The sequence below is a fragment of the Streptomyces sp. NPDC042201 genome (assembly GCF_055582185.1).
In genome coordinates, this window is record NZ_JBVJDS010000004.1 from 598,928 (window position 1) to 614,071 (window position 15,144).

The window sequence follows — 15,144 nt, forward strand, 5'->3', positions numbered from 1 at the left end:
GGAACCGGCCCCCACAGGACCTAGCGGACCTGGACGAAGACCGGGTTCGAGTAGAACCACAGATCGTCCCAGGGGCTCTCCTGCCCGTCGGCGAGCGGCTCGACCTCGTCCGTGCTCGTACCGCGCACGCGGGCGTAGAGGTCACTTTCCACATTGCGCAGGGTGTGCCGGATGACGTACTCCTTCCCCTGCTTGCGCCAGTCGCGCGGGCCGAACCGGGCCACCACCTTCGTGGTCGGGTTGGTGTCGGTGTCGAGGCTGGCGCTCGGGCCGGTGACCTGGCCCACGATCAGGTCGACACGCCGGACCTCCGGACGGTCACCGTTGGCGTTCTTGCCCTCCAGCGGCCGGAACTTGATCTCGATGTCGACATCGGTGCGGTTGCGGCGGCTGACGGTCAGGGTCTCGCCCATGGCGGCGTCGCTGCCCCGGTTGCTGGCGGTGAGGTCGAGACTGGTGATCAGATCCCCGGTCCCGACCCAGATCCGCCCGTTGCGGAGTCCGTCCATGATGTCGGCGTAGTCCTGCCTGGCCAGCACATGCGTCTTGCTGTACTCACCCGGCCAGAAGTCCGAGCCGCCGCGCGTCCAGTGCACGTGCGAGTCCGACGTCGCGGTGATCCACCACCGCCGGCCTTCACCGAGCAGGGAGTCCCACAGCCCGCCGACGCGAGCCGTCATCTGGTCGAAGCCGCCGTGGGTCGGGTAGCTTCCGTACCCGCCGCGCGCGCCGCCGTTGAGCGGGCCGGCCTGGTGACCGGGAGCCCCCTCGAAGCCGATGTAGATCTCCGGTGCGGCGTTGTTGCCGTTACGGAACTCCCGCGGGGTGTCCTGCCCGTAGACACCGAGGCCGGTCGCCGACCGTGCCGCGTGGTGAGCGATCACCAGCGGCTTCCGCCTCATGTCCTTCGCGGCCTTCAGGAACTCGATCATCTTGGGCTCGGTGTCACGGCCGCTGTCGGCCGGGAAGGCGTCGTTCTTGGCGAAACGGCTCTCCAACTCGAAGAGCTGCTGCGCCTCGTCACTGTGGTGAGGAATCATCAGCGTGTGGTGGTCCAGAGCGGGGGCGTCGAACTCCATCCCCCAGAACTGGAGGACTCCCGGCACGAGTACACGTGAGCGCAGGAGGTCGGGGTAGGCCTGCTCCAGGTTCACCTTCGAGTGCGTCGGCCCGCCGTGGTCGGTGCACATCACCCAGCTGAGACCGAAGTGCTTGGCCATGATCGCGTTGGTGACGATCGGGTAGACCGCGTCGCCACCCTTACGGAACGTCGGCGGGGTCGTCGACGTGTCGAACGAGCCGCTGTACTCCGAGTGCACATGGTGGTCACCGGCGCGCCACACCCGGTTGCGGGAGTCGTCGGACTTCCCGTGCTTCCGGTCGTCATCGTCGTCGGCCCACGCCGGTCCCCCGCCCACCAGCGGGCTCGCGGCCGCCAGCGTCGCCCCGACGCCGGCGAACTTGACCAACCGGCGCCGCGAGATCGCCGAGTACTCAGGATCTTCGCTGTTTCTGTCGTTCACGATGGAGCCTCTCGTTCAACCGCTGAGGGGGGGCGATCAGCGAGTCTCGAACAACAAACGAAACGCAGCGTGAACAACGAACGCGACATCGGAGAACAGGAACGCCGGTCCTGGAGTCGCGGCGAATCCGTCAACTCGAACCCTGGCCCGACGCCATGACCCGGCCGTCGAAAATCCGGCCACCGCTCAGCCGGAATCACCATGGGGGGCAACCAGGCGGACGCCCAGCGACCGAGTCCGGTCCAGGACAGTTCCTGACGGCCTGTGCGGCACGCGTTCAGGAACATCAGGGGGCGCCGAACCCGCAGTGCCATGACGGAGCGATGCTCACGCCGGACGAATTGGCCGGCCCCGGGCAGCAGGCGGCGGTTCACTCTCGGCGTCCGGCGCGGCCTCCAGTGTGCGCGCCGGATCTCCTTCCACGGCAAAGCCGGGAGCGTGGAGGCGGACCTCGAAGCACTCAGCCGCGGGCAGGTACGCGGGGGCTACGCTCGCGGCCAACTCGGTGCGGGTCAACCGCGCCGTCAGTACGCCGCGTTCGCCGATTCGCAGCCGCTTCGGCGCGAAGATCTCGGGGTATCTGGCCGCGGCCGCCGCGGCGACCCGTGACCGCAGCGCGGCCACCCCACCCTCCGGACCGGGAACCGGGAGTGAGCCGTGGCCGCGGTCGCGCCCCGTGCTCTCCCTCAGCCGTGGCGCGACGGTGGGATGGCCGACGAACAGCAGTGCCCGTCGGGAGGAACTCGAGGTACGGCGACCGCGGGATCCTGTCGCGTACGTCGGCTCCGCCGATTAGCTGGCATGTGTCATTTACCCGCGATTCACCCTCCATCCGTCTGCGCGATGCCCGCCGGGTTCACAAAGGGGAGAACACACCACAGACAGAAAGGGTGTCCCATGCCGGGCTTCCTCACCTCGATCCTCACCAAGGTGGCGATCACCGCCATCGAGACGATCGTGACCACCGTGCTCGTACGCATCTGGACCGCCTACGCGAACTCCCGCCGCGCGAGCACGCCGGCCTTCGCCTGAGGGGGTCTTTGCCGCCCGGCCCGCCCGGGAGCGCGGCAGCGCGGCAGCGTGGCAGGTGCTGACGCGCCGGCTCGGTCAGGCCGCGGGCCGCTTCTTGTCGGCGCCCCGCTGGCCGGCCTTCTTCTGCGCGGCTTCCGCCGATTGGGTGGCGTCTTCGTCGGCACGCCCCCCACCGTGCCCGTTGCCGCTCTCGGCGCCTCGTCGGCCGCTGCGGGCAATCGCGGCCGCGGCGCCGATGGCCGCGGCGACCGGCCACTCGACCGCCCCGAGGACCGCCAGAGCGCCCAGGCCGCCGTAAAAGGCGATCTGCTTGGGTGTCGGCATCGGTGCCAGCTTCGCCCTCGCGGCGCGGGCGTTGGCGGTGATGTCGCCGGGCGTGAGGTACGGGATGGGCAGCTCCGCGTGGAGCGTGTGCATCCGCAGGGCGCCGTCGGGCCCATGCTCGGGTGCCTGCGTCTGTGCCTGTGCCTGATCCGGTCCGCTCTTCCCGGCCTGACTGCTGCCGCCCTGCCTGTCGGTACGTTCCGTGACACCTGACATAGTTGGCCGCCTCCTTGATGATTTGTCCCTTTTATACTAACTTTCCCCTTCGTATTCGCGTCCTGTCCCGCCCCGTCCCGCCGACCTCCGAGGGTCGGCTGTCGCGCACGTCATGTTCTTGGTCAGGGCGACCGGGCACGCGGGCCGATCAGCCGACATGGACGGTGAGCTGTGGGAATCCCCGGACTCGGCATGCTGAGAGCGGCGGCGCGGCCCGTCGTCGGCGCGCTGGAAGCGCTGGCCGAGCCCCTGGCGTCGCGCTCACACGCACGGGTACGGACGGTGCACGCCGGACGTGTGCATCTCAGCGTGCGCGGACTGCGCGGCTCGGAGTCCGTGAAGGTCGCCGAGGCCCTGGAGCGGCGGCTGGCCCAGGTGTCCGGTGTGCGGTGGGCAGTGGTGAACGCGGTCCTGGAGTCCGTGATCGTGGCCACGGAAGGGTCGCCGGACGCTGAATCGACCGTACGAGCGCTGCTCGATGTCGTCGAGGCGGTGGAACAGGTACACGACGTGGCCGAGGAGCCACTGCCCTCCCACCCCGTCTCGCCCGAAGCGACCAGCCGGGCCGCCTGGGCCATGGCGACGCAGGCAGCCGCGCTGCCCCTGGCGGTCCTCGGCCGGCTGACCCGCCACTCTCCGCTGGCGCCGGAGTTCGCCGCGCTGGTCACCATCATCGACACGCAGCCACGGTTGCGGCGCGTGGTGGAGCTCGCGGTGGGGCAGCGGAATGCCCGACTGGTGCTCGCCACGGTCAACGCCGTCGCTCAGGCGAGCTCGGGGGGATTCCTGGGGCTGGCCGTCGACGCCGTACGGGATGCCATGCGCATGGCAGAGCTCAGTGCCCACCGCACCGCCTGGATCGCGGCGGAGCCGGACCTCGCCGGAGCCCCGCACCTCGCCGGGGCGGAGCACCGGGACCGCCCGGCACGCCCGGCGCCGCTGCGGCCCGGCGCCGTCGAACGGTACGCCGACATGGCGGGCATCATCGCGGGCCTGACCTTCGCCGGGGCACTCACGGTCACCCGGCGCCCCGCCGGCGCGGCGCGCGCGGCCCTCGCGGCCATCCCCAAGGCCCCCTGGCTGGCCAGGGAGGGCTTCGCGTGCACCCTCGGTGGCGCCCTGGCCCACACCGGCAGCGTCGTCCACGATCCGGGGGCACTGCGCAAGCTCGACCGTATCGGCGTCCTCGTCCTGGACGCCGAAGCGCTGACCACCGGGGCCCATGTCCTCGCCGATCTCATCCCACTCGACGACGACACCGCCGCCGGAGACACCTCCGCCGGAGACTTCGCGGCCGGAGACTTCGCCGCCACCGCTCACCGGCTGTTCGACCCCGGAAACCCGCAAGCTGTGCGCCAGGACCGAGGCACGGAATCGAAAGAGGTCGCCGAGCCGGACGCGGGGGCCGTCTGGACCCTGGGCCCGTTGGACCGGCTGACCCCGCACGGCCGCACCGGCGCGCGCGCCAGGGCCCGCCTCGAACGCGAGGGCGCCGCGTATGTGCTGGGTCTGGCGCGGGGCGACCAGCTGATGGCGGTCGTCAGCGTCGTCCCGGAAGTGCACACCGCCGCCGAAGCGCTGGTGAACGCCGCCCGGAGTGCCGGATTGAAGGTGCTGGCCGCGGGCGAGGCAACGCCTGCGGTCGTCAGCGGAGCCGATGGCACCGTACCCGGCGGCGCACGGCTCGCCGAGTCCGTGCGAGAACTGCAGACCGACGGCGCCGGGGTACTCCTGGTATCCCGGGACCGCGCCGCACTGGATGCCGCCGACGTCGGCATCGGACTCGCCGAGGCCGACGGCCGGCCGGCCTGGGGAGCCGATCTGTACATCGCGGATTCCGGCGACGCCGTGGTCGTGGTCGAGGCATGCGGCGTCGCACGCCGCGTCGCACGTCGCGGGGTCTGGCTGGCCCAGGGCGCCTCAGGGCTGGGCAGCGCGATGACACTCGCCGGACGGACGGAACGGCTGGGCGCGAGCAGCCTGGCGGCCGTCAACTGGGCGGCGGCGCTGGGGATGGTGTACGGCGTCTGGTCCGCGGCCGAGTTGCTGCGCCGCCCGCCGGCCCCGACGATGTCCCGGCAGCCCTGGCACTCGATGCTCCCCGAGACGGTCCTGGCCAGAACGAGCAGTGGTCACGGCGGCTTGACCGGCCGTCAGGCAGCCGAACGGGCAAAGCAGTTGGGCGACCAGGCGGTCGCGCCCACTTCGCTGCCCCGCGCCGTGGTGACCGAACTGATCAATCCCCTCACCCCCGTTCTGGTGGGCGGCGCCGCCCTGTCCGCCGCGGTCGGCGGCGTCCTCGACGCGGTCATCGTCCTCGCCGTCACCGGTCTGTCCGGCCTCATCGGCGGAACCCAACGCCACATCACGGACCGGGCGGTGCACCGTCTGCGCCAGCGTTCCGCTGTACGCGCCAGAGTGATCCGGGACGGCGAGGAGAACGAGGTGCCCTCCGAGGAACTGGTCGTGGGGGACATCATCACGCTCAGCCCCGGCGACGTCGTCCCCGCCGACTGCAGACTCCTGGACGCCCACAGTGTGGAGACCGACGAGTCGGCCCTGACCGGCGAGTCCCTGCCCGGCCCCAAGACCGTCGATCCGGTGCTCGCCGCCGATGTGGCGGACCGTACGTCCATGCTCTACGAGGGCACCACCATGGCCGCCGGGCACGCTCGGGCCGTCGTCGTGGCGACCGGCGAGAACACCGAGGCAGGGCGCGGCGCCCGGGCCGGTCATGGCCCCGCTCCCGCGGTGGGCGTCGAGCGCCGGCTCGCGCGGATCACCAGAACCACCCTGCCCCTGGCACTCGGCTCGGCCGGCGCGGTGATGGCCGCCGGGCTGCTGCGTGGCCGCCCGGCCCGCGAGACGGTGGGGGCGGGCGTGGGCCTCGCCGTGGCGAGCGTGCCCGAGGGTCTGCCGTTCCTGGTCTCCGCCGCCCAACTCGCGGCCGCGCGACGGCTTTCCACCCTGGGTGTGCTGGTACGTGACCCACGCACCATCGAGGCCGCGGGCCGCGCGGACGTGCTGTGCTTCGACAAGACAGGAACCCTCACTCACGGCCGTATCGCACTCGCCGGGGTCCTCGCGGACGGCGACAGCCAGCACCGGCCCCTTGACAGCCTCGAACCCCGCCAACAGGCCGTGCTCGCATGCGGGTTGAGGGCCACCCCGCACCGCCGCGGCGAGGGCGAGCTGGAGCACTTCACCGACCGCGCCGTGGCGTCCGGCGCCGAACGGGCCGCTGTCGAGCGCACCGACAACGCGCCTGGCTGGGCGCAGCTGGCGAGCCTGCCGTTCGAGCCCCGCCGCGGCTTCCACGCCACCCGGGGCAGCAGCCACGGGCTGTGGCTGCTGTCAGTCAAAGGCGCGCCGGAAGAGGTCGTCGAACGCTGCGCCATGGACGGTGAAAGGAAGTACGCGCTCCTCACCGAGAGCAAAAGACTGGCCGCTCAGGGCCACCGGGTGCTGGCGGTGGCCGAGTCGCGCGGCGAGGCTGGCGAGGGCGGCGGCAGACTCACCGACGACACGGTGCGCGAGCTGGACTTCCTCGGCTTCCTCCTCCTCAGCGACCAGGTACGCAGCGGCGCGTCCGGCTCGCTGCGGCGGCTCGCCGAGGCGGGCGTGCACATCGTGATGATCACCGGCGACCATCCGCAGACCGCCGAGTCGATCGCCCGGGAGATCGATCTCATCGACGGCCGCCGGGTCGTCACCGGCGCGGAGCTGGACGCGCTGGACGACGATGCCCTGGATGAACTGCTGCCGCACGTCGGCGTGGTCGCGCGCGGCACCCCCACCCACAAGGTCCGGGTGGTCAAGGCGTTCCAGCGGCTCGGCCGTACGGTCGCGATGACCGGTGACGGCGCCAACGACGCGCCCGCCATCCGGCTCGCCGACGTCGGCATCGCCCTCGGCTCGCGGGCCACCCCGGCCGCCCGCGCCGCGGCGGACCTGGTCGTCACGGACGGCAGCCTGGAGACCATCCTGGCCACGCTGGTCGAGGGACGCGCGATGTGGGCCTCCGTACGGCAGGCCCTCGCCATCCTGCTCGGCGGGAACCTCGGTGAGATCGGCTTCACCCTGCTCGGCGCCACGCTCACCGGCACCTCACCGCTGACCGCCCGTCAACTGCTGCTGGTCAACCTCTTCACCGACCTCGCGCCCGCTATCGCCATCGCCCTGCGCCCGCCCGGGGACGACGCCGCGGAACGGCTCCTGCGGGAAGGCCCCGAGTCGTCGCTCGGCAGCGCTCTGACGGACGAGATCACCGTACGGGCCATTGCCACCGCCCTCGGCGCCACCCTCGCCTGGACAGCCGCCCGCGCGACGGGCCGCCCCACCCGGGCCAGGACGGTCGCCCTGGCCGCCCTCGTAGGCACCCAGCTCGGCCAGACCCTGCTGGTCGGCGGGCGCAGCACCGCCGTCCTCGCCTCAGCGGCCGGCTCCATGGCGGCGCTGGCCATGGTCATCCAGACCCCCGGGATCAGCCATTTCTTCGGCAGCACCCCACTCGGCCCGGTGGGCTGGACGATCGCCCTGACCTCGGCGGCGGCTGCCACGGTGGCATCCCTCTTCCTGCCCCCGGTGGCAGGCCGCGTCCGCACCGCTCTCGGCGCCCTGCCGGCACTGCCGTCCCTGTCAGGGTGAACACCCGAAACTCGGCTCGGACCGTTCAGTCGCCGTCCCGGTTGACCTCGATCCGCCGAAGCGACGGCACGAGCAACGGCATCAGCATCGCCACCGCCGCCAGCCCACCGCCGGTGACGGCGACCGCCGCCGTTCCGAACGCCGCGGCGAGGACCGGCACGGACAACTGACCTATGGGGATGGACGCGAACGACAAGCACTCGTCGTAGGCGCCGACCCGGGAGAGCAGCCGCTCCGGGACGTGGGTGTAATGAACGGTCTCCCACACGACGGTGAAGAATTCGGCGACCACTCCTGACACAAACGCCGCTGCGGCCAGCCAGAGCGTGTTCGCGCCGGTGCCGAGCAGGATCAGCGGGACGGCGGCCAGGGCCATCGAGGACAGGGCCGGCACCATCGGCCGGCGCACCGTCAGCTTCACCATCACCACACTGGCCAGCAGCGCTCCGACGCCGCGGGCGCTCAGCACCAGGCCCCAGCCCTCCGCGCCGATGGTGTCGTTGGCGATCACCGGGCCGAGGATCTGCCAGACGCCCATGTTGGCGGCGTTGAAGACGGCGAAGGCCAGCGTGACCGTCCAGATCCACGGCTTGGAGCTGAAGTAGTCCCAGCCCTGCCGCAGTTCGCCAAGCATCGTCGGGCCGCCCTTGGCGCGCGGCGGCAGGTCGGGCAGCGAGATCCGGGCGAAGAAGGCGGCCGCCAGCAGGAAGGACGCGGCGTCGGCGGCGATTGCCCAGCCGCCTCCGACGGTGGCGGTCAGCAGGCCGGCGGCGGTCGGGCCGAGGATCCGGGTGGTGTTCCTGACGGAGGCCAGCAGCGAGCTGGCCTGCTGAAAGCCGCGACCCGCCGCCAGATTCGGGACGATGCCACGCAGCGCGGGCGTGGTCAGTCCCTGGAAGATGCCGTTGAGGGCGGCCAGCGGCAGCAGCAGTGCGGGGTTCTGGTGGGTGAGGAGGAGGACCGCCACGCCGGCCTGACTGAGGCCGGCGCCCAGGCTGGTGAGGCGCAGCACGGTGTCACGGCGGTAGCGGTCGGCGATGCCGCCGCCGAGGATCATCGTCGCGACCATGGGGACCAAGGAGGCGGTGGTGACCACGGACAGCCAGGCGGCGCTGTCGGTGACCTCCAGGACGCCGAAGGCCAGGGCGACGGGCGCCATGGCATTGCCGGCCATGGAGATCGAACGGCCGACGAAGAACCACCGGAAGGCGGGGGAACGGAGGGGCCGTTCGGCCGCGAGGCTGGTGCCGGATGCGGGCGTCGCAGCACTTTGGGGCGGCTCAGTATCCCGATTTCCGGGCGCGTCTGTTTCGGGCACGAGGGGCTACGCTGCCAGCGCGTACGGGATGCATCAAGTGGTTTCCGGACGGTCGAACCGCCTCCCGGCCAGAGCCGCCGCGAGCGCCGGGCCGAGGTTCAGAACGGCCTCGCCCCGGACGGCCAATGGGTGTCGCCGCGGTGCTCCTACGGGTCGCGGTTCAGTCAGCGTCGAGCTGGTGGTCGGCCCAGACGTAGCTTTCGGGAAGCAGGTCGGTGATGGAGAGGGTCCGGAGGTGGTCGTCCGCACCGACGATGACCTTGAGGGCGGGGAAGTAGTCGAGAAGGACCTGTCGGCACCGGCCGCACGGGGGAACGACCCCCCGGTCACGGTCGCCCACGGCGACGATCGTGTCCAGTTCGTAGGCGCCCTGGGCGGCTGCCGCGCCGATGAGGACCAGCTCGGCGCAGGGACCTCCCGTGAAGTGGTAGGCATTCACCGCGGTGACGATCCGGCCGTCGCCGGCGCGCGCCGCGGCCGCCATGGTGTGGTGGTCGCCCCGGCAGCGAGTGCGCGCGACATGGGCCGCGGCCCGGATGAGTTCGTGGTCGACGTGGTGAGTCTGCGTGGTCATCTGCTCTGCCTTCGTACGGTGTCAGGCGACGTTGACCCGAGTGACGACGGCGCGCAAGCGGATATCGCGGCAGGACCGCCGGACTGACTCCGTGGCCAACTGCGCTGTTAGCGTTGCCTGTTCATCGAGGGGAGCGAGGACAGCGGATGGCATCTACTACGTTTCGCATAGGCGGAGATTTAGGCGTACGGCGGCTGGGGTTCGGGGCCATGCACGTGCCGACCGAGGCGGGCGCCGGCCGCGAGAGCTCTGTCGGGGTTGTCCGTCGGGCCGTCGAGCTGGGCGTCACGCTGATCGACACCGCATATCTGTACGGCGGGGGAGCCAACGAGGAACTCATCGCGGAGGCCCTGCACCCCTACCCGGATGGGCTGCTCATCACGACCAAGGTCGGCGTCGCACGCTCGGGAACCTCGGACGAGTGGAGGCTCGACGGGCGGCCGGCTGTCCTGCGCGATCAGGTCGAGCAGGCATTGCGCCGACTGCGCGTCGAGAGGATCGAGCTGCTTCAGCTGCACCGTATCGATCCGGATACGCCGCTCGCCGACCAGCTCGGCACGCTGGCGGACCTGCGAACCGAGGGCAAGATCGGCCGGATCGGACTGTCCGAGGTCGGCGTCGCCGAACTCACGCAGGCGCAGAAAATCGTCGACATCGCGACCGTACAGAACCGTTACAACGTGCTCGACCGCGAGCACGAACCCGTGCTGGCGGCCTGTGAGGCGGCGGGGATCGCCTTCTTGCCGTGGCGCCCTGTGGCCTGGGGGAAGTCGGGAGCGAAGGCCGAAGTCGCCGCGGTGGCGGCCGAGCTCGACGCCACACCCACGCAGATCGCGCTCGCCTGGCTCCTCGGCCGCTCGCCGGTCATCCTGCCGATCCCTGGCACCGCCCGGATCGACCACCTGGAGGAGAACCTCGCCGCGGAAGGTCTCCACCTCTCCCCCGCCCACCGCGACCGGCTCGACCGGCCGGCCGAGCCGGCATAGGGCCGGGGCGGCGGGCGGCGGGCGGCCGTCAGGGGGTGCCGGTCAACGGCCCGTGTCCTCGGTCGGTTTGGCCGCTACCACGGCCCAGGTGCGGTGCGGGATAGGCAGGACGTCACTGGGGAAGCGGTCCCGCAGAATGCCGTCCAGCTCGGCGGAGAACGCCTCGACCCGCTCAGGCGCGAGGCTCGCGCCCACGCCCGCGCTGGCCCGGATCCGCCCGGTCCACGCCTGCGGGGTGTACGGCACGTCCAGGTCGAAGGAGAACGTCTCGATGGCGCCGAAGCCGACGGTGGCCAGGTCGGTCAGCCAGCGGGGGTACAGGCCGGTGCCGCCGCCCAGCGTCCAGGCGGGGTTGTACGAGGTGATCAACCGCTCGGTCTCGGCGACGACGTTGCCGGGCAGCGGCAGCCAGTCGAAATGCGCGATGACGGCGTGCCCGCCCGGGCGGAGCAGCCGCCATACCTCGGCGGCGGCCTTGGGGGCGTCGAACCAGTGCCAGCACTGGCCCGCCGACACCACGTCGAACGACGCGTCGGGAAGCCCGGTGTCCTCGGCCGTGGCCACCTCGTACGCGATCTCGACGCCGGCCTCCAGGTCGAGTCCCCTGGCCTGTTCGAGCAGGGGGGCCGCGGGGTCGACGCCGGTGACCCGCGCCCCGGCGCGGGCGAAGAGCCGGGCGAGGCTGCCGGTCCCGGTGCCGAGATCCAGCACATCCCGGTCCCGCACCTCCGCTCCGAGGCGGCCGAGCCGCTCGACGATTTCCGGCGGGAAGCCGGCGCGGTGGCGGGTGTAGTCCTCGGCCGTCAGTCCGAAGTCCGGGTTGTATTCACTGGACACGCGGCCCTCCGTTTTCTGATCAACGAAGGCAAAACTACCCGCAAACTCGAAGGCACACCGACACCACTGAGCAGGTCGTCGGCCGCCCACGGTGAGGCCCTCGCAGTAAGTCCAACGGGGGCTCATGGTGCCCGCGCGCACAGCCGGGCCAGTAACTATGGTGTCCCACCACATGTGCCGCTGACCTGGTGCTTTCTACCTTGTGCCGACACGCATACGTCCCCGCCAACCGCCTGGAAGTGGTGTTCATGGCTGCCTCGGCATCCGCTCCCCCAACGCCCAGCTCCCTCAAGCGCATTGTCGCCGCGAGCCTCATCGGCACGACCATCGAGTGGTACGACTTCTTCTTGTACGGGTCGGCCGCCGCGCTGGTCTTCAACCAGCTGTTCTTTCCCGGCTCCGATCCGCTGGTCGGGACGCTGCTGTCCTTCCTGACGTACGCCGTCGGCTTTGCCGCGCGGCCGCTCGGAGCGCTGGTCTTCGGGCACTACGGTGACCGGGTCGGGCGTAAGAAGCTGCTGGTCCTGAGCCTGTTGATGATGGGCGGGGCGACATTCGCCATCGGGCTGATGCCCACGCACGCCACCATCGGTACGGCCGCTCCCATCCTGCTGACCGTCCTGCGGCTGATCCAGGGCTTCGCGCTCGGTGGCGAATGGGGCGGGGCCGTCCTGCTGGTGTCGGAGCACGGTGACGCCGAGCGGCGCGGGTTCTGGGCGTCGTGGCCGCAGACCGGGGCGCCGGCCGGGCAGTTGCTCGCCACCGGTGTGCTCTCGGCGCTCACCGCGCTGCTCTCGGACGCCGCCTTCGTCTCATGGGGCTGGCGCATACCGTTCCTGCTCTCCGGTGTGCTGGTGATCGTCGGCCTGTGGATCCGTCTCTCTGTCGACGAATCCCCCGTCTTCAAGGCCGCGTTGGCCCAGGCCGAGGAGCGGAAGGCGGCCGCCACCGGGGACACCGAGAAGACGCCGATCGTCGCCGTCCTGCGTCACCACTGGCGGGATGTGCTGGTGGCGATGGGCGCGCGGATGGCGGAGAACATCAGCTACTACGTGATCACCGCCTTCATCCTGGTGTACGCGACGACCGCGGCCGGACTGAGCAAGCAGACCGCGCTCAACGCCGTACTCATCGCCTCCGCCGTGCACTTCGCGGTGATCCCGGCGTGGGGTGCGCTGTCGGACCGGATCGGCCGTCGGCCCGTGTATCTGATCGGCGCCGTCGGTGTCGGGGCCTGGATGTTCCCGTTCTTCGCGCTGATCGACACCGCGACCTTCGGCAATCTCCTCCTGGCCGTCACGGTCGGGCTGGTGCTGCACGGTGCGATGTACGCGCCCCAGGCGGCCTTCTTCTCCGAGATGTTCGCGACCCGGATGCGCTATTCGGGCGCCTCGATCGGGGCGCAGTTCGCTTCCGTGGCGGCCGGTGCGCCGGCGCCGCTGATCGCGACGGCGCTGCTCGCCGACTACGACAGCTCGACGCCGATCGCCCTGTACGTGATCGCCGCCGCGCTGCTCACCGTCGTCGCGATCATCTGTGCGCGGGAGACCCGGCACCGTGATCTGGCGGATGTCGAGGCGGAACCGGCACGGGGCACCGTCCCGGCGCCGCGGAAGGCCGACGCCTCCACCCGTACGCCGAGCGCCTGACGCGTCCGGCGGGCAGCCCGCGTCCGCAGCCGTCGTCCGGTGAACACCTCGTTCACCGGACGACGGCTGCGGACATGGCGTGCAGCCGCAGGGCCAGCTGGATCTCCAGGGCCCGCGCGGGTGACTGCCAGTCGGGGCCGAGCAGCCGGCCGATGCGTTCGAGGCGCTGGGCCACGGTGTTGACATGGACGTGCAGCTCGTCCTTCGTACGGGCCGGGCTCATGCCCGACGCGAAGTAGGCGCCGAGTGTGCGCACCAGATCCGTGCCGCGCCGTACGTCGTAGTCGACGACTTCCCCGATGGTGCGGTGGACGAAGCCCTCGATGTCCCTGGTGTCGGCGAGGAGCAGTCCTAGGAAGCCGAGGTCCTGGGGGGCCGCGCCGTCGCCCGAGCGGCCGAGCAGCCGCAGCGCGTCGAGGCAGCGCCGGGCTTCCGCGTACGCCTCCGCTATCGCGCCCGGCCGCGCGGCGGGCGCCTCGACGGCCGCGGACGCGCCGATCGTGACCGCCTCCCGCAGAGCGCTGCCGAGCTGCCTGGCCGTACGGCGGGCGAGGTCGGCCGCCGTGTCACCGGGCGCGAGTGGCAGCAGCAGGACGGTGCCACCGTCGCGGGTGGCCGCCAGTCCCTGTCCGGTGGCGGCGAGATGGGACGCGGCGGACCACAGCCGGCGGCGGTCGGCGGTCTCGCGTTCCGTGGTGTCGGGGGCGGGGCCGTCGATCCGCGCTGCCAGCACCACATGCGGGGCGTCGAGATCGGCGCGGAGCCGGACGGCCCGTTCACGCAGCAGCCGCGGGTCGCGGTCGGGAGCGTCGAGCAGGTCGTCGAGCAGCTCGCCCCGTACCCGCTGCTCCGCCTCTCCCGCGGAGCGGCGGGCGAGCAGCAGCAGTGAGGTGACCATCGCGGCCCGCTCCAGGGTGCGCTGGTCGACGGGGTCGAGCCCGGGGTGACCGCGCAGGACGAGCGCGCCGAGCAGTTCGCCGCCGGCCGAGACGGCGGCCCCCCAGACCCCGCCGTGGCCCTTGGCACGGCCGTCGGTGCCGGTCAGCTCCAGCGCGGTCACCGAGGCGGAATCGGGGCCGGCGAATTCCACCGTGCCGTCCAGCACTTCGGAGAGCGCGCTCGCGACGTCATGGACGCCGCCGCCGCGCAGCACCAGTTCGGTCAGCCGGTCGTGCACGTCAGAGGCGCGCTCGATGACCGCGCTGTGGTCCTTGATGATTCCGTTGGCCTTCTCCAGCTCCGCGAGCGCCGAGCGGGTCTCCCCCAGCAGATTCGCGGTGTCGATGGCGACCGCGGCATGGGCCGCGAACGAACCGAGCAGGGCGGTCTGTTCGCGCTCGAAGACCCGGGCGTGCCGGTCCGCGGCGAAGAGCACACCGATGACCTGGCTGCCGAGCATCAGGGGAACGCCGAGAATGGCGACCAGTCCTTCGTCGCGCACGCCGGAGTCGATGCTCCTGGTGTGCTGGAAGCGCGGGTCGTCGAAATAGCTGTCGGTGACATAGGGGCGGGCGGTCTGGGCGACGAGCCCGCCGAGCCCCTCCCCCATGCCGAGCCTCAGCTGCTGGAAGCGGGCCGATACCGATCCCTCGGTCACGCGCATGTATGTGTCGCCCGCGACCTGGTCGTTGAGGCACAGATAGGCGACTTCCGTGCCGAGCAGCGAACGGGCTCGCTGCACGATCGCCCGGAGCACGGCGTCGAGGTCACGCAGCCCCGCCAGGTCGTGGGCCGTCTCGAAGAGCGCCGACAGCTCGGCCTCGCGGCGGCGGCGCTCCTCCAGCTCGGCCCGCACCCGCAGGGCGAGCTGCTTGGCGTGTTCCAGCGCGGCGAGCGTCTCCGGTCCCGCGCCGTCCGCGCGGGCCAGCAGCGCGGGCCGGTCGTATGCCTCCGCCGCGGCGCCGCGCGCGAGGAGTTCCAGGTAGGAAGCCTGATCGTGGGACATGGACACAGGATTACCTGTCGTACGGCCGGCCGCGCCAGCCCTGTGGACAACGAGAGCGATGTGGATAACGGATCCGGTGCGGCCGACGCCGGG

At 71.6% G+C, this 15,144-nt stretch carries 10 protein-coding genes; 4 read left to right on the plus strand and 6 right to left on the minus strand.

All coding sequences use genetic code 11. The annotated features are described in order from the left end of the window. Nucleotides 1-20 precede the first annotated feature (20 nt). Nucleotides 21-1,523 carry a CehA/McbA family metallohydrolase domain-containing protein gene (locus ACZ6MZ_RS13035; protein ID WP_469351641.1) on the minus strand — a complete coding sequence of 501 codons (1,503 nt, stop codon included), beginning with the start codon at nucleotides 1,521-1,523 and terminating at the stop codon, nucleotides 21-23. Between the two features lie 897 nt (nucleotides 1,524-2,420). On the opposite strand from ACZ6MZ_RS13035, the gene ACZ6MZ_RS13040 reads away from it, so the two are divergent. Further along, nucleotides 2,421-2,555, plus strand: a complete 135-nt coding sequence (locus tag ACZ6MZ_RS13040) for a hypothetical protein (RefSeq protein ID WP_384193496.1) — start codon at nucleotides 2,421-2,423, stop codon at nucleotides 2,553-2,555. A gap of 75 nt (nucleotides 2,556-2,630) precedes the next feature. On the opposite strand, the gene ACZ6MZ_RS13045 is transcribed toward ACZ6MZ_RS13040, so the two are convergent. After that, nucleotides 2,631-3,095, minus strand: a complete 465-nt coding sequence (locus tag ACZ6MZ_RS13045) for a hypothetical protein (protein ID WP_469351643.1) — start codon at nucleotides 3,093-3,095, stop codon at nucleotides 2,631-2,633. Between the two features lie 171 nt (nucleotides 3,096-3,266). Between ACZ6MZ_RS13045 and ACZ6MZ_RS13050 the strand changes: the two genes are divergently transcribed. Then, complete coding sequence (locus ACZ6MZ_RS13050) at nucleotides 3,267-7,742, plus strand: cation-translocating P-type ATPase (protein ID WP_469351645.1); 4,476 nt, start codon at nucleotides 3,267-3,269, stop codon at nucleotides 7,740-7,742. A gap of 25 nt (nucleotides 7,743-7,767) precedes the next feature. Here the strand turns inward: ACZ6MZ_RS13050 and ACZ6MZ_RS13055 are convergent, their stop codons facing one another. Continuing rightward, nucleotides 7,768-9,060, minus strand: coding sequence for an MFS transporter (locus tag ACZ6MZ_RS13055; protein ID WP_469351647.1), 1,293 nt, complete (start codon nucleotides 9,058-9,060; stop codon nucleotides 7,768-7,770). 160 nt (nucleotides 9,061-9,220) lie between these two features. Beyond that, entirely contained in the window at nucleotides 9,221-9,634 is a 414-nt protein-coding gene (locus ACZ6MZ_RS13060; RefSeq protein ID WP_389786565.1) for a cytidine/deoxycytidylate deaminase family protein, read from the minus strand. A 146-nt stretch (nucleotides 9,635-9,780) separates the two neighbouring features. On the opposite strand from ACZ6MZ_RS13060, the gene ACZ6MZ_RS13065 reads away from it, so the two are divergent. Continuing rightward, nucleotides 9,781-10,620: an aldo/keto reductase gene (locus tag ACZ6MZ_RS13065; protein WP_469351650.1), complete on the plus strand. Its 840-nt coding sequence runs from the start codon at nucleotides 9,781-9,783 to the stop codon at nucleotides 10,618-10,620. 42 nt (nucleotides 10,621-10,662) lie between these two features. Here the strand turns inward: ACZ6MZ_RS13065 and ACZ6MZ_RS13070 are convergent, their stop codons facing one another. Then, nucleotides 10,663-11,457, minus strand: a complete 795-nt coding sequence (locus ACZ6MZ_RS13070) for a class I SAM-dependent methyltransferase (protein ID WP_389786561.1) — start codon at nucleotides 11,455-11,457, stop codon at nucleotides 10,663-10,665. Nucleotides 11,458-11,705: 248 nt separating this feature from the next. On the opposite strand from ACZ6MZ_RS13070, the gene ACZ6MZ_RS13075 reads away from it, so the two are divergent. Then, entirely contained in the window at nucleotides 11,706-13,106 is a 1,401-nt protein-coding gene (locus tag ACZ6MZ_RS13075) for an MFS transporter (RefSeq protein WP_384193479.1), read from the plus strand. A gap of 52 nt (nucleotides 13,107-13,158) precedes the next feature. Here ACZ6MZ_RS13075 and ACZ6MZ_RS13080 read toward each other — a convergent pair whose 3' ends face one another. Then, nucleotides 13,159-15,051 carry a helix-turn-helix domain-containing protein gene (locus tag ACZ6MZ_RS13080; RefSeq protein ID WP_469351653.1) on the minus strand — a complete coding sequence of 631 codons (1,893 nt, stop codon included), beginning with the start codon at nucleotides 15,049-15,051 and terminating at the stop codon, nucleotides 13,159-13,161. Nucleotides 15,052-15,144: the final 93 nt, after the last annotated feature.

Bases quoted from the DNA above. Each gene is read 5' to 3' on its own strand.
- ACZ6MZ_RS13075 (WP_384193479.1), top strand. From the start codon at position 11,706: ATGGCTGCCTCGGCATCCGCTCCCCCAACGCCCAGCTCCCTCAAGCGC.
- ACZ6MZ_RS13065 (WP_469351650.1), top strand. From the start codon at position 9,781: ATGGCATCTACTACGTTTCGCATAGGCGGAGATTTAGGCGTACGGCGG.
- ACZ6MZ_RS13060 (WP_389786565.1), bottom strand. From the start codon at position 9,634: ATGACCACGCAGACTCACCACGTCGACCACGAACTCATCCGGGCCGCG.
- ACZ6MZ_RS13040 (WP_384193496.1), top strand. From the start codon at position 2,421: ATGCCGGGCTTCCTCACCTCGATCCTCACCAAGGTGGCGATCACCGCC.
- ACZ6MZ_RS13080 (WP_469351653.1), bottom strand. From the start codon at position 15,051: ATGTCCCACGATCAGGCTTCCTACCTGGAACTCCTCGCGCGCGGCGCC.
- ACZ6MZ_RS13045 (WP_469351643.1), bottom strand. From the start codon at position 3,095: ATGTCAGGTGTCACGGAACGTACCGACAGGCAGGGCGGCAGCAGTCAG.